The 19295-nt window shown below is 38.3% G+C and carries 19 protein-coding genes; 15 read left to right on the forward strand and 4 right to left on the reverse strand.

All coding sequences use genetic code 11. The features are described from left to right. Both trpB and trpA read left to right on the forward strand, forming a co-directional pair. Complete coding sequence (trpB, locus tag ASE01S_RS11320) at nucleotides 1-1206, forward strand: tryptophan synthase subunit beta (protein ID WP_067842253.1); 1206 nt, start codon at nucleotides 1-3, stop codon at nucleotides 1204-1206. Next, complete coding sequence (trpA, locus tag ASE01S_RS11325) at nucleotides 1199-1984, forward strand: tryptophan synthase subunit alpha (RefSeq protein WP_067842256.1); 786 nt, start codon at nucleotides 1199-1201, stop codon at nucleotides 1982-1984. The genes trpB and trpA overlap by 8 nt, the downstream gene beginning before the upstream one ends. A gap of 15 nt (nucleotides 1985-1999) precedes the next feature. Here the strand turns inward: trpA and ASE01S_RS15855 are convergent, their stop codons facing one another. After that, complete coding sequence (locus ASE01S_RS15855) at nucleotides 2000-2170, reverse strand: hypothetical protein (RefSeq protein ID WP_157065207.1); 171 nt, start codon at nucleotides 2168-2170, stop codon at nucleotides 2000-2002. 467 nt (nucleotides 2171-2637) lie between these two features. Between ASE01S_RS15855 and ASE01S_RS11330 the strand changes: the two genes are divergently transcribed. Both ASE01S_RS11330 and def read left to right on the forward strand, forming a co-directional pair. Next, nucleotides 2638-2829, forward strand: coding sequence for a helix-turn-helix transcriptional regulator (locus ASE01S_RS11330; RefSeq protein ID WP_067842259.1), 192 nt, complete (start codon nucleotides 2638-2640; stop codon nucleotides 2827-2829). Beyond that, the gene (gene def, locus ASE01S_RS11335; RefSeq protein ID WP_067842373.1) at nucleotides 2822-3397 is read left to right on the forward strand and encodes a peptide deformylase; all 576 of its coding nucleotides are present in this window, start codon (nucleotides 2822-2824) and stop codon (nucleotides 3395-3397) included. Before ASE01S_RS11330 ends, def begins: the two co-directional genes overlap by 8 nt. Before the next feature lie 490 nt (nucleotides 3398-3887). Here def and ASE01S_RS11340 read toward each other — a convergent pair whose 3' ends face one another. Next, nucleotides 3888-5240: an FAD-dependent oxidoreductase gene (locus ASE01S_RS11340; protein ID WP_067842262.1), complete on the reverse strand. Its 1353-nt coding sequence runs from the start codon at nucleotides 5238-5240 to the stop codon at nucleotides 3888-3890. A 419-nt stretch (nucleotides 5241-5659) separates the two neighbouring features. Next, entirely contained in the window at nucleotides 5660-7279 is a 1620-nt protein-coding gene (locus ASE01S_RS11345) for an ABC-F family ATP-binding cassette domain-containing protein (protein WP_067842265.1), read from the reverse strand. A 369-nt stretch (nucleotides 7280-7648) separates the two neighbouring features. Here ASE01S_RS11345 and ASE01S_RS11350 point away from each other — a divergent pair, with 369 nt between their 5' ends. After that, entirely contained in the window at nucleotides 7649-8248 is a 600-nt protein-coding gene (locus ASE01S_RS11350) for a nitroreductase family protein (protein WP_067842267.1), read from the forward strand. Nucleotides 8249-8362: 114 nt separating this feature from the next. Here the strand turns inward: ASE01S_RS11350 and dat are convergent, their stop codons facing one another. Further along, nucleotides 8363-9202: a D-amino-acid transaminase gene (dat, locus tag ASE01S_RS11355; protein ID WP_083512120.1), complete on the reverse strand. Its 840-nt coding sequence runs from the start codon at nucleotides 9200-9202 to the stop codon at nucleotides 8363-8365. 402 nt (nucleotides 9203-9604) lie between these two features. Here dat and ASE01S_RS11360 point away from each other — a divergent pair, with 402 nt between their 5' ends. The 10 genes from ASE01S_RS11360 to ASE01S_RS11405 all read left to right on the forward strand — a co-directional run bounded on the left by ASE01S_RS11360 (nucleotide 9605) and on the right by ASE01S_RS11405 (nucleotide 18879). Next, on the forward strand, nucleotides 9605-10000 hold the full coding sequence (locus ASE01S_RS11360) for a DUF4181 domain-containing protein (protein ID WP_067842271.1): 396 nt from the start codon (nucleotides 9605-9607) through the stop codon (nucleotides 9998-10000). Nucleotides 10001-10519: 519 nt separating this feature from the next. Further along, complete coding sequence (locus ASE01S_RS11365; protein ID WP_067842273.1) at nucleotides 10520-12673, forward strand: DNA topoisomerase III; 2154 nt, start codon at nucleotides 10520-10522, stop codon at nucleotides 12671-12673. Nucleotides 12674-13314: 641 nt separating this feature from the next. Continuing rightward, on the forward strand, nucleotides 13315-13902 hold the full coding sequence (locus ASE01S_RS11370) for a hypothetical protein (RefSeq protein WP_067842276.1): 588 nt from the start codon (nucleotides 13315-13317) through the stop codon (nucleotides 13900-13902). A gap of 148 nt (nucleotides 13903-14050) precedes the next feature. Beyond that, on the forward strand, nucleotides 14051-14359 hold the full coding sequence (locus tag ASE01S_RS11375) for a lmo0954 family membrane protein (RefSeq protein WP_067842279.1): 309 nt from the start codon (nucleotides 14051-14053) through the stop codon (nucleotides 14357-14359). A gap of 18 nt (nucleotides 14360-14377) precedes the next feature. Beyond that, a complete protein-coding gene (locus tag ASE01S_RS11380) occupies nucleotides 14378-15007 on the forward strand; it encodes a PspA/IM30 family protein (RefSeq protein ID WP_067842282.1) in 630 nt (209 codons plus the stop codon). Between the two features lie 68 nt (nucleotides 15008-15075). After that, nucleotides 15076-15795 carry a cell wall-active antibiotics response protein LiaF gene (liaF, locus tag ASE01S_RS11385; protein WP_067842285.1) on the forward strand — a complete coding sequence of 240 codons (720 nt, stop codon included), beginning with the start codon at nucleotides 15076-15078 and terminating at the stop codon, nucleotides 15793-15795. Continuing rightward, the gene (locus tag ASE01S_RS11390) at nucleotides 15792-16838 is read left to right on the forward strand and encodes a sensor histidine kinase (protein WP_067842288.1); all 1047 of its coding nucleotides are present in this window, start codon (nucleotides 15792-15794) and stop codon (nucleotides 16836-16838) included. The genes liaF and ASE01S_RS11390 overlap by 4 nt, the downstream gene beginning before the upstream one ends. Then, nucleotides 16835-17464 carry a response regulator gene (locus ASE01S_RS11395; RefSeq protein ID WP_067842291.1) on the forward strand — a complete coding sequence of 210 codons (630 nt, stop codon included), beginning with the start codon at nucleotides 16835-16837 and terminating at the stop codon, nucleotides 17462-17464. Before ASE01S_RS11390 ends, ASE01S_RS11395 begins: the two co-directional genes overlap by 4 nt. Nucleotides 17465-17481: 17 nt before the next feature. Further along, nucleotides 17482-18030 carry an HAAS signaling domain-containing protein gene (locus ASE01S_RS11400; RefSeq protein WP_067842294.1) on the forward strand — a complete coding sequence of 183 codons (549 nt, stop codon included), beginning with the start codon at nucleotides 17482-17484 and terminating at the stop codon, nucleotides 18028-18030. 9 nt (nucleotides 18031-18039) lie between these two features. Further along, entirely contained in the window at nucleotides 18040-18879 is an 840-nt protein-coding gene (locus tag ASE01S_RS11405) for a DUF4097 family beta strand repeat-containing protein (RefSeq protein ID WP_067842298.1), read from the forward strand. Nucleotides 18880-19295: the final 416 nt, after the last annotated feature.

The following is a 19295-nucleotide window of genomic DNA, read 5'->3' on the forward strand; positions in this document are numbered from 1 at the left end:
ATGACAAACTATCAGCAACCCAATCAAGCTGGACATTATGGTTCATTTGGAGGTCGATTTGTACCCGAGACATTAATGCCAGCAGTTATTGAGCTAGAGCAGGCTTATCAACAAGCAGTTAGTGATCCTGAATTTAATAAAATGTTTGATTTTTATCTAAAGCAATATGTCGGTCGAGAGACGCCACTTTATTTTGCAGAACGATTAACGAACCATCTAGGTGGAGCTAAAATCTACCTGAAGCGTGAGGACCTTAACCATACTGGGGCACATAAAATTAATAATGCGTTGGGTCAGGCATTACTAACCGTTAGAATGGGCAAAAAAAAGGTAGTTGCTGAAACGGGAGCTGGACAACACGGTGTCGCAACAGCGACTGTTTGTGCCCTGCTTGGTTTGGAATGCATTGTATTTATGGGTGAAGAGGATATTCGCCGTCAAAAACTAAATGTTTTTCGAATGGAGCTGCTTGGGGCTAGGGTTGTCAGTGTCAGTCAAGGTAATGGCACTTTAAAAGATGCCGTTAATGAAGCACTGCGTTACTGGGTTGCTAATGTAGAAGATACGCATTATATCATTGGTTCAGTTGTAGGCCCTCACCCTTTTCCACAAATTGTTCGCGATTTTCAAAGTGTAATTGGCATGGAAACACGGGCACAATTTGATGATATGGTGGGAGGACGTCCAGATGCTGTGGTAGCTTGTATCGGTGGCGGGAGTAATGCAATGGGGATGTTTTATCCTTTTGTCAATGATCAAGGTGTTAAGCTATATGGTGTAGAAGCAGGTGGCGCTGGTATTGACACGGGAAAACATGCTGCTACCTTAACAGAAGGGAAAGTTGGTATTCTGCATGGTACAATGACTTATTTACTCCAAGATGATGATGGTCAAATTATTGAACCACATTCTATTTCCGCTGGATTAGATTATCCTGGTGTTGGGCCAGAACATAGTCATTTTAAAGAAATAAATCGTGTCAAATACGAATCCATTACCGATGCTGAGGCACTAGCAGGGTTAAAGCTATTATCTCAAACAGAAGGAATTATCCCTGCGTTAGAGAGTGCCCATGCTGTCGCCTACACAGAGAAGTTAGCTAAACAAATGCGTCCAGACCAATCGATTGTTATTTGTTTATCAGGCCGAGGTGATAAGGACGTTGAAGCCGTTAAAGATGCGTTAGGGGGGAAGATCAGTGACTAAAGTTAAATTGGAGCAAGCCTTTGCCCATACCTTATCAAGAAACGATAAAATCTTTGTACCGTATATTATGGCTGGTGACGGGGGATTAGACATACTTCCTGAGCAGATTGATTTTCTGGCAAAAGCGGGTGCTACAGCTATCGAACTCGGCATTCCCTTTTCTGATCCAGTTGCTGATGGCCCAACTATCCAAGAAGCAGGCTTACGTGCGTTAGCTAATGGGACAACATTAACCAAGGTGCTTGACAGGTTGGCTGAAACAAAAGGGAATCGTGACATTCCAATTGTATTAATGACCTATTTAAATCCCATTTATTTATATGGGACGAATAAATTTGCTAAAGCCTGTCTAGACGCGGGAGTAGCTGGAGTTATTGTTCCAGACTTACCATTAGAAGAATCGGCATTGTTAAAAGACGACCTAACTAGGCATGAGATTGCACTTATTCAGTTAGTAGCGCTCACAAGCCCGCAGGAACGTCTTGAGCGTATTGCTAGTCAGACAGAAGGATTTCTATATGCTGTAACCGTAACAGGAACAACGGGTACTCGAACAGCCTTTGCTGATCAAGTCGGTACGTATTTACACAATCTAAAACAAATAAGTCCAGTCCCTGTATTAGCAGGCTTTGGTGTATCAACACCTGAACATGTTCAATCATTAAGTCACTATTGCGATGGGGTGGTCGTTGGTAGTAAGATCGTAGCAAGTCTGAATCAAGGGAAGCAAACAGAAATTAAATCTCTCATTGATGCAGCTAAGAGTAGGTCCAAATAAGCAAGGATCTGCTCTCTACTGCTGATGCATATAATGCGCAATTGAGGTGTTGGAAGTGATTTTACCTTCATTTAATTCGATCAAATGATCAAATAAAGGATTGTTACCTAGTTCTTTATCATGTGCAGCAATAATAATTGTTTTACCATTACGCTTAAGTTGCTCAAGCAGTTGCATGACTTTCATATAATGGGGATCATTCAGTGTCATTTCCTTTTTTGTATTAATAAAATTGGAGATTTCTCACTAACATCAATGATGATTCAATCAAAGAAGACCGTTAGCCTTTTGGGTTAACGGTCCTTCTCATGCCTTTTGTTATCACAGAATGCTAGACCCTTGGAGTTGTATTTTCTCATCCCCGATTTCAATTTCATCAGTTAAAATCCCAGAAAAAGAGTTGGTGATCAATTTCAAAGGCAAAATAGATTTTTTCGACCTCTGACTCCAAATTTGCATCAGCTGGTAAGTTATCAGGGTAATATGCTAATAGTAATCACATATGTTCCCATCATTGATTCATCAAAAATGGTCTTTCATGCTTGAATTATTGTGTATAAACCCTCAAATAGATTCTGAAAAATGTCCAAAGTTATTGACATATTTGGAGAATTTGTTGTTATAATATTAGTGTACTTTGAAAGGTGATGCTGTTGAAAAATAAAATTAAAGTATTACGGAAGAAGTTGGGGATCACACAAGAACAACTTGCCAAAGAGTGTGGAGTTGTGAGACAAACAATAAATTGTATAGAGAATGATAAATATGATCCCACACTAGAACTGGCTTTCAAATTATCAAAAACGTTAAGAGTAAAGGTAGATGAATTGTTTATTTATGAGTAAATTTCATTCAGATTATATTATAACAATGAAAGATATTGTAAGGGAAAAAAACGAAATCCTACGTCAACCAACACAAAAGGTGATGGTACCTCCATCTAATGAAGATAAGCAAACATTAACTTGTATGATGCATTTCTTGAAAAATAGTCAAGATCCCTACCTATCCAAAAAATATAAACTGCGCGCAGGGGTTGGCTTATCAGCGAATCAGATTGGTTTGAATAAACGTATGTTCGTAGCTTATTTAACTGATGAGGAAGGACAAAAGCATGAATATACCCTAATTAATCCAAAAATAATCAGCCATTCTGTTTCCACGATTTATATGTCACCCAGTGAAGGCTGCCTGTCTGTTGATCGCGATATAAAAGGTTTTGTCCCAAGATATGAGCGAATTAAAGTAAAAGGGCTTAATTTAGAAGGAGAAGAAATAGTATTAAAACTTAAAGGCTATTCCTCTATTGTTATTCAACATGAAATAGATCACCTAAATGGAATTATGTTTTATGATCGTATTAATAAAGAAAATCCTTTCAAATTACCGGAAAATTGTAAAATGTTGTGCTAAAAATTACGCATTAGGTCAGTATTCAAAGCTGTGAAGCGGCGATGAGCTGTTAGTTGACAGCTCATTTTTAATGATGTCTGGTAGAGTATATGACAGAGGAGTTATTATGGTGGATTATCATGTTCTATTGGATCATTCTAATAGGGTCCAGTCGTATGTATAAATGATAGGTGGCCATTGGTATGGAGCGTTCAAATAATCTAGAGTTTAAAATATTTCAACAGTATCTAATTATCTAGTTTTAAGGGTAATCTAACCATCATGGATGAAATTGATTGAGATGCCTATTTTCTACCCTATTTGATCCGGTTATCACTACCCTTATCAACTTTAAAAATTAAGAATGTAATTGATCAAACAGATATTAGAAAAAGTATGCAACAAATCAGGGTATTTGCCTAAAGATTGTGGTGTTTAGATATGAGATGAATGAGCGTTCCAATACAAAAATGCTGAGACAGAGCCTCAGCATTTTTTGTATATCTAATATTTATTTTACAGTCGTTTCTACTTCTTGTTGCATAGCCTGTAATGCCACTTCATTCAAGTAGTTAACAGGCTTGTTAAAGTGTGGTTGGAAGAAGAAATCGGTTAGAGCTAGTTGCTCAATGGTCATATCGTTAGCAATCGCAACACTTACAGTATTAACAACCTGTGTTAAATCGGTATCTGAAATGACTTGAGCCCCTACTACACGGTGACTACTCACTTCATAAACAAGCTTTAACTTAATCACATTGTTTTCAGGCATGAAGTCTGGACGGTAGGTCTCTTCTAGGTAAGCAGAACGAACCTCAATACCATTGATTTCGGCAGCAGTTTCAGTTAAACCAGTTGAACCAATGTAGTGGTTGTAAATCTTCAATCCAGATGTTCCTTGTGTACCTGGGTGTGGAAGCTTAGCTTCAACTAGGTTTTGGGCGACTAAAGTCCCCATACGTACAGCATTCGTGGCTAATGGAATATAAGCTGATTGCTTTGTAGGGTTATAAGGTACTGCACAGCAGTCACCTGCTGCGTATACATCTTTAGCGCTTGTACGCATGTATTCATCGACAATAATTGCACCATTTGGTAGCATGTCAACTTGGCCTTTAATAAGTTCTGTATTCGGACGGAAGCCAATACACATCACGACTAAATCCGCTTTAACTTCACCTTCATTTGTTAATACCTTCTCGACTTTACCGTTGCCTTCAAAGCCAGAAACAGTTTGGTTTAAGAGTAAGTTAACGCCTTTGTCACGGAAAGATTGTTCGACTGGATCAGTAAAGGTTTTATCTAAATAGCGATTTAAAATACGTGATTCAGCATCAATTAAAGTAACATTTTTGCCGTTTTCTTCAAATGCCTCAACTAATTCAACACCAATGTAGCCACCACCAACGACTGTTACATTTTCAACATTTTCAGAACGACGAATAATCTCTTTGGCATGGTCATAATTTTTACATAAAACAACGTTTTCTAAATCTGAGCCTGGGATTGGTGGTGTAATAGGCCAAGATCCAGTCGTAATAATTAATTTATCGTAAGTGTGTGTAGCAACTTCACCCGTATTTAAATCTTTAGCAATAAGGTGTTTCTTTTCAATATCAACACTTGCAACTTCGTGTTCCATGTGCATTTTAATACCTTGCTCTTGAAACCCTTCAACCGATGCATAGAAAAGCGATTCAGCTTTTTCTACAACACCACCCACATAAAGTGCAATTCCACAGGATAAGAATGAAACAGTATTGTTTCGCTCAAATACCTCGATTTGCGCATCTGGATATAGAGCTAAGGTGTTCTTAATCGCTGCTGTTCCTGCGTGAGTACATCCAATTACGGCTACTTTCATGACTTGTCATCCTCCATCTTTTAGGTTCATTATTTCACATTTAGCAATAAACATACATAAAATCTTACAAAACTTATTATACCTATTAGTTTTTTAAGTCGCAAGGGATTTGTGTTATATTTCACAAACTTTTTCGAATAACCTTATAATAACGGGTTATGAAAGCGATGACGAAAATAAATTCACAAAGTCGATACGTATTATACATAGCTAATTAAAATGTCTAGAAAGCCTTGTTTATTTAGAATTCAAGATAAAATCAAGGTCACTCTAGTCTCCATTTGTGAAATGGTAGAAGGGACTATACAGGACGTTAGATTAGATTACTTATATCGAAAAAAACCGGACAAGCGCATACTTATCCGGTCTACCTCATTTTGATTTTTACTTAAATCCTTTTGTTTCGTTTTAACCTGCTTCTATTGGTAAGCCTTAGCAATCTCTTCTTGTAATGGTTTGTCAGTAACATACTCATCATAACTCATTTCTTTATCGAACAAGCCTTTAGGTGTAATTTCAATTAATCGGTTAGCGATACTATTTATAAATTGATGATCGTGTGACGTAAAAAGAACCGCCCCTTTAAATTTAATTAACCCATTATTGACTGAGGTAATCGATTCAAGATCCAAATGGTTGGTTGGCTCATCGAGCACCAATACATTGGCACTAGAAAGCATCATTTTTGAGAGCATACAACGTACTTTCTCACCACCGGAAAGAACTTTTGCTTTTTTAAGTGCTTCTTCACCAGAAAAGAGCATCCGACCAAGGAACCCACGTAAAAATGTTTCGGTTTGATCCTCTGGTGAATATTGCCTTAGCCACTCGACTAACGTTAAATCAGAATGCTCAAAAAACTTGCTATTGTCTTTAGGAAAGTAAGATTGCGAAGTTGTCACTCCCCATGAATACGTCCCTTGATCTGGTTCCATTTCTCCCACTAGAATTTCAAATAATGTCGTTTTAGCTACCTCGTTTCTTCCAACAAAAGCAACCTTATCATTTCTATTTAAGGTAAAGCTGACGTTATCTAAAACTTTAACCCCATCTACGGTCTTAGTTAACCCTTCAACACGTAATAAATCATTACCAATTTCCCGATCTGGTGTAAAAGCCACGTATGGATAACGTCTTGATGATGGCTTAATATCATCAAGTGTAATATTCTCTAGCATTTTTTTACGAGAGGTTGCTTGTCGAGATTTTGATGCATTGGCGCTAAAACGGGCAATGAAATTTTGTAGCTCTTTAATTTTCTCCTCTTTCTTCTTATTTTGATCCTGTGCCATTTGTAAAGCAAGTTGGCTAGATTCATACCAAAAGTCATAATTACCCACGTACAACTCGATCTTACCAAAATCGACATCAGCGATATGCGTACAAACCTTATTCAAAAAATGACGATCGTGTGATACGACAATAACAGTGTTCTCAAAGTTGATCAAAAACTCCTCTAACCACTGAATGGCTTGAATATCAAGGTGGTTGGTCGGCTCATCAAGTAATAAGATATCTGGTGAACCAAACAAAGCCTGAGCTAATAAAACCTTCACTTTGTCAGAGCCCGTTAGATCAGCCATTTTCTTATCATGAAGTTCCTCCGAAATGCCTAACCCTTTTAACAATATAGCTGCATCTGCTTCAGCTTCCCAGCCATTAAGCTCGGCAAACTCTCCTTCAAGTTCGGCAGCACGCATGCCATCCTCTTCAGTAAACTCTGCTTTGGCGTATATTTCATCCTTTTCTTTCATAACTTGATACAGTCGGCTATGACCAAGAATAACGGTTTCGATTACAGGATACGCTTCAAAAGCAAAATGATCTTGTTTTAACACGGCCAATCGTTCATCTTTACCTAATGATACATGACCTGATTGTGGTTCAATTTCTCCGGCTAATATTTTTAAAAAGGTGGACTTTCCAGCACCATTAGCACCAATTAGTCCGTAGCAATTACCAGGAGTAAATTTAATATTCACATCTTCAAATAACTTTTTATCACCATAACGCAAACTGACATTAGTAGCTTGTAACATTAATATTGTTCCTCCAAAAAAGACATAATTAAAGCCTAGCTTAAGCGAAAAATGCTGATAAGTCAATCTTATCAGAGTATTAAAAGATTGGCATCTTCAAATTAATTGAGACAGAATATGTCATGTAAAAGGATGATGAGTCTAAGCTTACTCTATGTCTTAATTAGAAACACAAGCCAAAAATTTATTCATGGCCGATGGCTAAATTGATCATATCTGTTAGAAAATTGGGCATAACAATAAGGAGTAAAAAAAAATAGTTTGAATTCGAGCTAATTAATTGACATTGAAAAATCAAGCTCGGTATACTAAGCGTGTTATGATAAAACTTTGTGTATTTTAGCACAAAAAATTGAGGAGGCAATGAGAATGGCAAAGGATTTTTATCAAGCGGTAGAAGATCGTCGCTCTATTTATGTCATTAGTGACGAGAAGGTTGTACCAGAAGAACGTGTACAAGAAGTGGTGGAGTTTGCGATTAAGCATACCCCATATTCCTTTAACGCGACGAGCGGACGTATCGTACTATTATTTGGTGATGAGCACAAAGCACTTTGGGACTTAACAAAAGAAGAGTTGCGCAAAATTGTGCCAGCAGAAAACTTTGCTGATACGGATAACAAAATTGAAAGCTTTAAATCTGGGTATGGAACGGTATTATTCTTTGAAGATCAAGATGTAGTAAAAGGTCTTCAAGAGCAATTTGCCTTATATAAGGAAAACTTCCCAATTTGGTCAGAACAGGCATCAGGTATTCTTCAATATGTTGTTTGGACAGCGCTAGAAAATGAAGGTTTGGGTGCCACCTTACAGCATTATAATCCACTTATCGATGAAGAAGTTAAGCAACGCTGGCAAACACCAGATAGCTGGTTACTTCGGGCTCAAATGCCATTTGGAAAACCAGAAGCTGAAGCAGGCGAAAAAGAATTCCAGCCAATTGCAGAGCGAATCAAAGTATTTAAATAATGTTTCGATACCGATCCTTTGCGAAGGATCGGTATTTTAAATGATTTGAGCCTGACGTATTTTGCAAAGAATCGATCGACCAGCACCTATTATTACTCGTAAGCCACAAAAAAATTATTTTAAGCCTGCGTCACGCTGGTAAAGATCCTGTAGGCTTTTGGTCATCACACCGACTTTACCTGTGCCAATTTTTTTCCCATCAATTTCTACCACAGGGAGTACTTCGATGCCACTACTGGTCAAAAAGACCTCATTAGCCTCAAGTAAATCTGAAACAGAGTAATAGGCTTCAACTACAGGAATTTCATTTAATTTAGCTAATAAAATTAAGCGATTGCGAACACAACCATGTAAAATCCGCTCAGTTGCTGGATGTGTTATGATTACATCATCTTTCACTATAAACACGTTAGCAGCTGTTGATTCTGTGACAATCTGGTCACGATGTAGGATCGCATCAAATGCTCCTTGTTCAAATGCTTCTTGCTTGGCCAACACATTGGGCAACAGGTTTAAGCTTTTAATATAGCAATAGTGCCAGCGAATATCTTGCTTTGTTATAGCCTTGATACCTGTTTTAATCTGTTCAAGCGGTCGTGCAAGCTTATCGGTGTAGGCGAAGAAGTTTGGTTCACAGTCAGGGAAAAGGTGTAGGCGCTTTGCAGAACCACGGGTTATTTGCAAGTAGATTAAACCATCCTCTGTTAGCCGATTTTCATTAATTAACGCCAAAAGCTGTTGCCGTAAATGTTCCTTATCAAATGGAATGGTCAATTTAATCGCTTCTGCTGAACGATACAATCGATCAAGATGTTCTGTCATTAAGTAAGGTCGACCTTGATAAACACGAATAACCTCATAAATACCATCACCAAACTGTAGGCCCCGCTCCTGATAAGGATAATGCAGGGCTTCACTAGCTACAAATCCTTGATTGGTTAATACGACAGCCACTACCAACACTCCTTTTTAAAAAATAAATCAAATATGTACCTTGGTGTATTTACACCCAGATTTTATCGAGTGAAGCTCGATAACTTTCCGCTGAATCTCTAGCATCCGCCGGAGGCTTTAACTTTATTCAGCTGGGTTTTTAACCCTCGTCAAATGGAATACAAATAGGCGCATTTATCTCAACCCTTGTTAGGAGTGGGAGACTCCTGCGGTATAAAGTTAAATTTATTATAGCAGGATTGCAACATAGATGTTCAATATCGTGAGGAGTCTAAGATGGAAAGTTCTTCAATATAGAAGCCTGGAATGTTAAACTAAAAATAAAGTGTGAAGAAATGTACTTAAATTAGTGTGCAAGGTTTACAGTAGTTATCAGCCAAGTTGAAAGGGGTAGAACAAACTATGGTTGCGCTAGTGTTAAGTTATCTACTGATTTATTTTCTTGTTAACATTTTTATGACAAGAAAAATATCTCAACGTTATCATCTTCCTAAAAGGAAGTGGTGGGGACCTCAATATATTAATCAAAAACATATGTCTGTAGAAATAATAGTTAGAATTATATTAGGTGTGACCATTCTAGTATATAGTATTTATTGTATTGATCAATTTGGAGTACTACCACCTTTTTTAACTCTTTTTATTACTCCAAGCTTAATAGTTAGTGCCGATCTGGTAAGGGCCTGGTTTGAAAGGTATCGTTCTAGTCAACCTGAGCAGGCTTACATTACATGTGTTGGAGTTGGTGGGGGGTATTTGACTTTTCTGATGATTTATCTGACTTTAAGGGGTTATTAAAAAATCACCGAATGATAAGCGTCGCATCTCATTGTTGGCTCGTTTTTGCGCTACTCACGTATCTAAAAGCATACGTTGTGTTGCTCAAACCGTCGCCGCCTCGATCTGCTTGCTTCTAATTCGGCAATTTCTTAACTATATTTAAGGGGTTATTAAAAAATCACCGAATGATAAGCGTCGCATCTCATTGTTGGCTCGTTTTTGTGCTACTCACGTATCTAAAAGCATACGTTGTGTTGCTCAAACCGTCGCCGCCTCAATCTGCTTGCTTCTAATTCGGCAATTTTTTAACTGCATTTAAGGGGATATTAAAAAATCACCGAATGATAAGCGTCGCATCTCATTGTTGGCTCGTTTTTGCGCTACTCACGTATCTAAAAGCATACGCTGTGTTGCTCAAACCGTCCCCTTCATCGCTTCATACGTCTCTCAATTACGTTTTAATTGTGCCATCCTTTCGTATTTCCATTACATTATGATAAGCTTAAGAAAGTTTGATGAGAGGAAGGAATGAAATTTATGAGTAAAACTGTTGTCTTGGCTGAAAAGCCTTCTGTTGGTCGCGACATAGCAAGGGTGCTAAATTGCACAAAAAAACAGAATGGATTTTTCGAAGGCTCTAAATATATTGTGACTTGGGCATTGGGCCATTTAGTGACTCTCGCTGATCCAGAAGCCTATGATGTCAAATACAAGACATGGAGAATCGAAGACTTACCCATGCTACCGGATCGATTGAAGCTCGTGGTGATGCGCCAAACAAATCGACAATTTCAAGTTGTCAAGGCTCAATTGAATCGTAAAGATGTAAATGAGGTTATTATTGCAACTGATGCCGGACGAGAAGGGGAGCTTGTCGCCCGTTGGATACTTGAAAAAGCACGGATTAACAAAGTGATTAAGCGGTTGTGGATTTCTTCGGTAACAGACAAAGCAATTCGTGATGGTTTCAAAAACTTAAAGCCAGGTCAAGCCTATCAAAATCTGTATGCAGCGGCTGCGGCAAGGTCGGAAGCTGATTGGTATGTCGGGTTAAATGCAACGCGTGCTTTGACGACCAAGCATAATGCTCAACTATCAAGTGGGCGTGTTCAGACACCAACATTAGCAATGATTGCTAAGCGAGAAGATGAAATTAAACAATTTAAATCAAAGCTGTTTTATGGAATCCAGGCTCATGCTAACCATGGACTTCATTTTGTCTGGCAGGATGAACAAAACAATAGTCGTATTTATAATCAGGAAAAGGCTGAACAGCTTTTAACATCCTTACAAGGAAAAAAAGCGCGCATTACAGCCGTTAAACGAGTTGAGAAGAAAAGTTATGCCCCGCCACTATACGACCTGTCCTCATTACAGCAGGAAGCAAATAAGGCATTCGGCTTTTCGGGAAAACAAACCTTATCGATTATGCAAAAGCTCTATGAACATCACAAAATTTTAACCTATCCACGGACAGATTCGCGTTTTTTGTCAAATGATGTAGTTGCAACCTTAAAGGATCGAGTTGACGCTTGTGGTGTTGATCAATATACTGCAACAGCTAAGAAAATTCTGCAACAAGGTATCAAAGCTAATCGGTCGTTTGTTGATGATCGTAAGGTTTCTGATCACCATGCCATTATTCCAACTGAAGAGCCCGTATTTTTAGCAGAATTAGATGATAAAGAACGAAAAATTTATGATCTCGTTGTTAAGCGTTTTTTAGCTGTTTTATCTAACCCTTATCGTTTTGAGCAAACGACGATCATTTTAGAGGTGGCAGGAGAACGCTTCGTCACAACAGAGAATCATGTAAAAGATTTAGGATGGAAGGTCCTTTATCAAGATCAAGGAGATCAGGTTAGATTACCTGATTTGAGAGAGGGACAAACTCTTGAAGTCAAGGTCAAGCTAACCAAAGGAGAAACTCAGCCTCCAGAACGTTTTACAGAAGGAACATTATTACAAGCCATGGAAAACCCGGTAAAATTCCTTGAGACAAAAGATCAAAAGCTAGCCAATACGTTAAATCAAACAGGGGGATTAGGAACGGTTGCCACACGTGCTGATATTATTGATAAGCTATTTAATACCCATTATATTGAAAGTAGAGGGAAGTATTTATACACGACTTCAAAAGGACGTCAGCTACTAAACATGGTCCCTGCTGATTTGCGCTCACCGATTTTAACTGCTAAATGGGAGCAAAGGCTAACCGCCATTGCTGAGGGGAAGCTTAAGAAAGCTGTTTTTATTGATGAAATGAAAACATATGCTGCCAAAGTAGTCGCTGAAATAAAACAGAGTCGAGAATCGTTTAAGCACGATAATATTACAGGAACAAAATGTCCTAATTGTGGTAAGCTCATGCTTGAAGTAAACGGGAAAAATGGTCGAATGCTTGTTTGTCAAGATCGTGAATGTGGTGAAAAGAAACACATCGCTAGAAAAACAAATGCACGCTGTCCGAACTGTCATAAGAAGATGGAATTGCGTGGAAAAGGTAACGCACAGACCTTCTCATGTCGTTGCGGTTATCGTGAGAAGCTATCTGCCTTCCAAAAGCGTAAAGAAAAGCAAAGTACTGAGAAAGCCTCCAAGCGAGATATAAATAAATATTTAAAAAAGAATAATGATGATCATTTCACCAATTCGGCCTTAGCTGATGCCTTAGCGAAATTAAAAAAGTAATACGAGTTTAGTTGTTCATTAAATATAACGAGATCAGTCGCATATATTGTACAATCAATGTAGCGGGAAGTCTGTGGACTGCCCGCTATAAAATTATAAAATTGCATGATATACCTCCTAACAATTATTAATCTCGAAACTTAATTTAACATTATTCAGCAGGTAATGCTCCCACTTCTATAACGACTGAATAAAGTTAAAGCCTTCGGTTTGATAGGAAAGTTATCGATCGAAGTTTGATAACATCTGGGGATTTGATTATCTCCGAAAATGATTTCAAAATAAAAGAGTCTCCCATTATTATCTGAATTTGGTATAATAGCTATATTTATTGCAGTGTAACTGGCTGGGGCTACGATTACTCGCCCTATCGAAGGGCTTTTGTAAGCCTCCCAGTTCAAGAAATAAGGGGACACGTCATGTCTAAGTAGGGAGATCTAACAGCCGGTAACGGCCCGATTGGTTCAACTAACGTTCAGTGGGGGAGAGGTAGCTAACTAAGTTCGCGACGTCGTGTCACATCGTCTGCACGAGCAAACCCTATGCGTCGCCCCCCCACTGAACGAAGTTTCACTTTATATGAAACCATTTTGTCCAAAAAAAAGTCTATTAGTTATATAGATGTGGAAGGGGGATGACGAATGAAAACAAGAACAGTCTATTTGTTGTTTCTTAGTACGGGTACGATGTTAGCAAAGACAATTGATTTTTATACTAGGTCATCGTTAAATCATGTCTCAATAGCACTTGATCGTGAACTTAATTATGTATATAGCTTTGGGCGTAAAAAACCTAACAATCCTTTTATCGGTGGATTCATTAAAGAAAATTTAAATTTACCATTTTTCAATCGCTCAAGTTGTGCGATCTACCAGTTAAAAGTGTCTGAGACAGAATACAATCAATTGGTGGAACAAATAATGATCATGGAGAGCCATAAGCACTTATACCGTTATAATTTTTTAGGATTATTTGGTGTCATGATGAATAAAGAATTCCGCCGTAAAAATGCGTATTTCTGTTCACAGTTTGTGGCAACGATTTTACAGGAGTGTGGCGTGTATACTGGTCCGAAGCCGCCTGGCTTAATACGTCCGGAAGATTTACGTAACTGGCGCGAATTGAGTCCTGTCTACCATGGTAAACTTAAATACTATCCTTTTTTTAATTATCAGCCAGAAGACCAGCCGAAGCAAAGCTGGCGTCATTCATTCTTTAAGCTTAGCTAAATAATTTTTAGCTAAGCTTTATTTATTTGCAGGAGTAGTGGTCTTACCTTGAGATACATCTCTAGTCTTAAGTCAAGATATAGCCTGAGCCTGTTACGGGAAAGGAAGGCTCAGGTTAGAATTAAGGTATCGAAAGGAGGTCGAGGCAATGCGTACATTCTTATTTGTTATCATTGCGTTAATCACAGGGATAATCATATTGACCACTGTAGCACCATTAGTTGGCTTAGTTATTAGCTTAGCAATTGTTTATTACGCTGTGCGCCGTTTTCTCTTAACGGATTCAGTAGGTGCCAAGATTGGGTGGAGCATTGTTGCATTGATGGGAGTATCGATGGCAATTTCAAACACACCAGCATTGATTGGCATTGTAGCTGCGATCCTCTTGTATTACACATATCGAAGCTATCGAAAAGCAAAACTGTATGACGAAGAAAAAGACTGGATTATTGATTAAAAAAAGGAGTGGAAGACCATGAGCAATATATTTACACGGTTAAAGGATTCTATTGTAGCTGATTTTCATCATTTACTTGATCAAAAAGAAGAAAAACACCCGATGACACATTTAAATCAATATATTCGTAAATGTGAGGATGAGGTGAAGAAATTAAAGCAATTAATTGAGAAACAGTATGTGATTAAGCAACAATACCAAAAAGAATTAAACCAAGCCAAGCACATGCTGGATAAGAGAACGAAACAAATGGCTTTAGCAGAAAAAATGGATGAAACAGAGCTTTATCAAGAAGCAAAGCTTGAGGCTGATAAATATCAAGTACGTGTCGATCAATTGTCTGAGCTAGCCGCTAACGCGACGAATCAAATTGAAGAAATTGAAACAAAATATGGTGAGATGCAGCATCAGCTTAAAAACTTGTACGTGAAACGTCTTGAATTAAAAGGACGTGAAAATTTAGCACGGGTGCACCGAGGGATAAATCAGGTTCTACAAGCCGAATATTTAGACCGAAGCAGCAACAAGTTCGCCGAAGCGGAAGATTATATTGAGCGGTTAGAACAACAGGTAAACACGAACTATCGTTTGCATACTTTAGATGCACGATTTGCAGAATTAGAAAAAAAGGATTCTATTTCTAACTAAGTTCGTGTACGCTATAGGTAGTTAAGCAATAGCTTGACTACCTATTTTCACCATAAAGGGGTACGCCTATGTTTAATCAAATGAATAAGAATCTCTTATTTTATATAGTGGTAGCGGCACTTGCTTTATTTGCCGTAGAATTTGTGTTTGTCCGATCAGATGTTTGGATATGGCTCTTAGTCTGGGGAGGCGTCATTTACTTATCGTGGCGTTATTACTATCGGCCGCAGGGGCGTATCGCGTTTTGGGTTGGCTGTGTTGCATTAGCTATAACGATAATGGACACGATGTTTTTCCGATTAATCATTGCAGCAATCATCTTTGTCACTGTCCTTTACTTTTATCAACATAAAACAAACATCAAGCCTGAGCAAAAGGAACTGCAATTTGGTGATGAGCCAATTCAGCAGGAGGATGTTTTATTTTCAAATCAATGGTTTGGTAAGCAAACGACAGGTGACAGTCCTTATCAGTGGCAAGATATTAATTACCAAACCCTAGCTGGTGAAACAGTGATTAATTTAAATAAAACTGTTTTACCGAAGGGTGAACCTATTATAGTTATGCGTCACTTACTTGGTTCGATCAAAATTATTGTCCCTTACGATGTTGAAGTCAGTATTCATCATTCTGTTATGATCGGCTCAGTTAATTTTTTTGGTTATGGTGATGATCAGTTAACCAATCGAACGGTGCATTATCAAACAGCAAATTACCAAACAGCCAATCAGCGGATCAAAATATATACCTCAATGCTTGCTGGGAAGATTGAGGTGAAGCGCGGATGAAAAAGGCGTTTTTCTCAATTTTCCTTCGGAATTTTTGCATCATCATGTTGTTCTCAATCGGTTTTCTCGTTATTTTGTTTACACAAGTAAGCTCATTATCATGGCCAGTGCTTTTAAGCACTTCATTTGGACGGTTTCCATTGGGACTCATCTTAATCTTTGTCATAATTGTTGCTAGTTTGTTAACATCTTTAATCCCTTATCTTATCTATAAGAAGGAATTTAAAATCATTCATCAATTACTTGAACAGGTTGAAGCAGGTAATGATGAGCGGGTCCGTTACTATGGAAAAGTAAGTGAAACGCAAATGATCACCTATTTGATTAGTAGGATTCAAACGAATCTCCATGCCCAAACCATGCGAATACAAAAGGTTATGAGTGAACGGATTGAGGATCAAGAAGAGCAAATTGAAGCCAGAATTACCGAGGAACGAAACCGGCTTGCTCGTGAGCTACATGATTCTGTGAGTCAAGAACTCTTTGCAGCATCGATGCTTGTCTCAGCCATCAACGAAATGTCAGAAACAAATTCAGACCAGCTTAAACGCCCGCTTGAGCAAGTGGAGTCAATGATCCAGCAGGCACAGCTAGAAATGCGGGCATTACTTCTGCATTTACGGCCAATTGCTTTGAAGGATCATGCATTAAAAGAAGGGATTGATCAACTATTAACCGAGCTTGTAGCTAAAATACCGATTCATGTTAACTGGCGAACTGAACAGATTACATTAAATCGAGCTGTTGAAGATCATTTATTTCGAATCCTGCAAGAATCTCTATCAAATGCATTGCGACATGCTAAGGCAAGTCAAGTTGATGTTTTATTTATAGAACGTGATGGAATGGTCGTGCTTTCTGTTGTTGACGACGGGGTTGGATTTGATAGTGAAGCACAGCAATCGGGTTCATACGGACTTGTTAACATGAAGGAAAGAGCAGAGGAAATTGGGGCACAGTATCGACTTGTGAGTGTACCTAATCAAGGTACAAAAGTTGAGGTGCGCGTTTTGATAAATAAAGAGGGGGATGAATCACAGTGATACGCGTTTTATTTGTTGATGATCATGAAATGGTTAGAATCGGTGTTACAACATACCTTACCACACAGCCTGATATTGAAGTGGTAGCGGAAGCAAGTAATGGTAATGAAGCAATTGAGTTAGCACTTAAGCTCAAGCCAGATATCATTTTGATGGATATTGTCATGGATCAAATGGATGGGATTGAAGCAACGAAGCGGATTATTCAGGAATGGCCAGAAGCAAAAATTTTAATGGTAACGAGCTTTGTTGATGATGATAAGGTTTATCCAGCTCTAGAAGCAGGTGCGACTAGTTATTTGCTTAAAACATCTAAGGCTAGTGATATCGCTGATGCGATCCGCAAAACAGCCAATGGTGAGTCTGTTTTTGAAGCAGAGGTCACTAACAAAATGATGGCTAAAATGCGAGGTAATCAACCATCTGCTTTACACGAAGATTTAACAGCAAGAGAAAAAGAAATCCTTTTGTTAATTGCTCAAGGAAAGACTAATCAGGAAATTGCAGATGAGCTATTCATTGCTTTAAAAACAACGAAAGTGCATGTCAGTAATATATTAAGTAAACTAGAAGTGCACGATCGTACACAAGCAGCAATCTATGCTCATAAGCACCAGCTTGTTTAAGACAGGAGAGGATGTTAGTGGATCAAAAGCGTTATCTACAGGAATTGACTTATCATTTAAGGTCACTACCAAAGCCGGTACGTGATGATATTTTAGAAATGTATCGTGACCAATTTAAAATAGCCGAAATAGATGGACAATCAGAGCAAGATTTAATTTTAACGTTAGGGCGTCCAAAAGCCGTAGCAGAGAAAGAATTAGCCATTCATGCAGACCAAATTGACTATTATCCAACATCTGCAGAAGAATCAGAACCAAATCAATCAAAAAGTAATGTATTTGTGTTCATATTACTAGTCATGTTTAATCTTATTGTCGTTTTGGGCCCAGCATTTGGTATTGGATTAGCCTGGCTTATGCTATGGGTTGCATCAGTTGTCCTCATGATCGCTCCATTTGTAGTTTTGTGGCAATTCTCACTATTTGCTGTACCTGAGATCTTTGTCGCCATAGCGGCATTTGGTTTAGGATTACTATTATTTGTTGCACAATATTACATTTCTAAGTTTTTGTTCTGGCTCGTCCATCGTTACTTCCAGGTAATGAGACGAATGGTGAGAGGGTGAGGTGAGAGGATGAAAAAGCTAGCATTTATAGGTTTATTAGCGGTTATTATTGGTGGAATAGGAACATTTATCAATCGTGATAAATTGTTACAGTCTGAGAATAAAATTAATATTAATCAGGCTTATCAATTTGAAGTCGATCAGTTTTCTTCTTTGCACTTAGATGTAGATGTAGGTCAGATTAATATTCAACCAAATACACAGGATCAAATTGATATTAAGTTAACAGGCTATAGCAATACGGATGTCGATCAATTTTTGACCATAAACGAACAAGATGATCAGCTAAGTATTACCATTGATCAGGACCACAAGACTTGGACCTCATTTATTCCGATGCTAAAAAATAATCAGTTAACACTTAACATAGCTCTCCCAGAAGGCGTAATCAATGAAATTCATGCACAACTTAACGTAGGTTCACTTTATGGTAAAGGATTAACTGTGGATCAATTGGGAGTATTTGTTGATGTTGGTGATGTTACATTTGATGACCTGGCTGTGACTAATGGGGAGGTAAAAACCAATGTAGGTGGAATTGAATTGGATCGTGTTTCGGGTAACTTGACCTTAAAGGGTGATGTAGCAGATCTCAGGGTAGCCTTACTCGAGTGGGATGATACGATAGATATGGCTACCAGTGTTGGGAATATTAGACTAACATTACTAGATCAACCTGATGATTATTCATTTACATTATCAACAGAGCTTGGTGATGTGGACGTAGAAAATGCATCTGCATCTGAAATAACAGATTCAGTGGTCGGTCAAACCTATATTAGGCATAGTGATGGTCCGCATATTGAATTGCGCTCAGAGCTAGGGGATATTAAATTAATCGCACGTTAACGCAGTGGATAGGGTCTGATCCCAGCTTGAGATTAAAAGCACCAATAAAATTTTATAATTAGAGGTTGTATAGTTGGCAAATGGAGACAGCCTTGGATGATCAATTAGCTTTAGCCACGGTCCAGCCTATTACAACATAACCTAGAATGAAGTAGCCCTCACCAATGGTGAAGGCTATTTGACTATTCTCATATTCTAGCTTTTGCCCTGATTCTAACCTGCTAATACTGTCGTTTACAATCGTTCGATAGTGGTATTTAACTTCATTCAGCAGAAGTCTCCCCTTCTAGAAGTGTTTGAGATAAATGCTTATTAGCAGGGGGTCAACCCCCGCTTGAAGATTTTCAGCGGAAATTTATTGCAGTGTAGCTGGCCGTAAGACCCCCAGTTATAAGAAATAAGGGAACATGTGAGGT

The organism is Amphibacillus sediminis NBRC 103570 (assembly GCF_001552275.1).
Classification (GTDB): domain Bacteria; phylum Bacillota; class Bacilli; order Bacillales; family Amphibacillaceae; genus Amphibacillus_B; species Amphibacillus_B sediminis.

What these genes read in the sequence shown, in the direction of transcription:
- ASE01S_RS11380 (WP_067842282.1), top strand. Translation starts at nt 14,378, where the DNA reads ATGAGCAATATATTTACACGGTTAAAGGATTCTATTGTAGCTGATTTT.
- ASE01S_RS11360 (WP_067842271.1), top strand. Translation starts at nt 9,605, where the DNA reads ATGGTTGCGCTAGTGTTAAGTTATCTACTGATTTATTTTCTTGTTAAC.
- ASE01S_RS11390 (WP_067842288.1), top strand. Translation starts at nt 15,792, where the DNA reads ATGAAAAAGGCGTTTTTCTCAATTTTCCTTCGGAATTTTTGCATCATC.
- trpB (WP_067842253.1), top strand. Translation starts at nt 1, where the DNA reads ATGACAAACTATCAGCAACCCAATCAAGCTGGACATTATGGTTCATTT.
- ASE01S_RS15855 (WP_157065207.1), bottom strand. Translation starts at nt 2,170, where the DNA reads ATGAAAGTCATGCAACTGCTTGAGCAACTTAAGCGTAATGGTAAAACA.
- ASE01S_RS11375 (WP_067842279.1), top strand. Translation starts at nt 14,051, where the DNA reads ATGCGTACATTCTTATTTGTTATCATTGCGTTAATCACAGGGATAATC.
- ASE01S_RS11350 (WP_067842267.1), top strand. Translation starts at nt 7,649, where the DNA reads ATGGCAAAGGATTTTTATCAAGCGGTAGAAGATCGTCGCTCTATTTAT.
- ASE01S_RS11365 (WP_067842273.1), top strand. Translation starts at nt 10,520, where the DNA reads ATGAGTAAAACTGTTGTCTTGGCTGAAAAGCCTTCTGTTGGTCGCGAC.
- ASE01S_RS11370 (WP_067842276.1), top strand. Translation starts at nt 13,315, where the DNA reads ATGAAAACAAGAACAGTCTATTTGTTGTTTCTTAGTACGGGTACGATG.
- def (WP_067842373.1), top strand. Translation starts at nt 2,822, where the DNA reads ATGAGTAAATTTCATTCAGATTATATTATAACAATGAAAGATATTGTA.
- liaF (WP_067842285.1), top strand. Translation starts at nt 15,076, where the DNA reads ATGTTTAATCAAATGAATAAGAATCTCTTATTTTATATAGTGGTAGCG.
- ASE01S_RS11405 (WP_067842298.1), top strand. Translation starts at nt 18,040, where the DNA reads ATGAAAAAGCTAGCATTTATAGGTTTATTAGCGGTTATTATTGGTGGA.
- ASE01S_RS11345 (WP_067842265.1), bottom strand. Translation starts at nt 7,279, where the DNA reads ATGTTACAAGCTACTAATGTCAGTTTGCGTTATGGTGATAAAAAGTTA.
- ASE01S_RS11340 (WP_067842262.1), bottom strand. Translation starts at nt 5,240, where the DNA reads ATGAAAGTAGCCGTAATTGGATGTACTCACGCAGGAACAGCAGCGATT.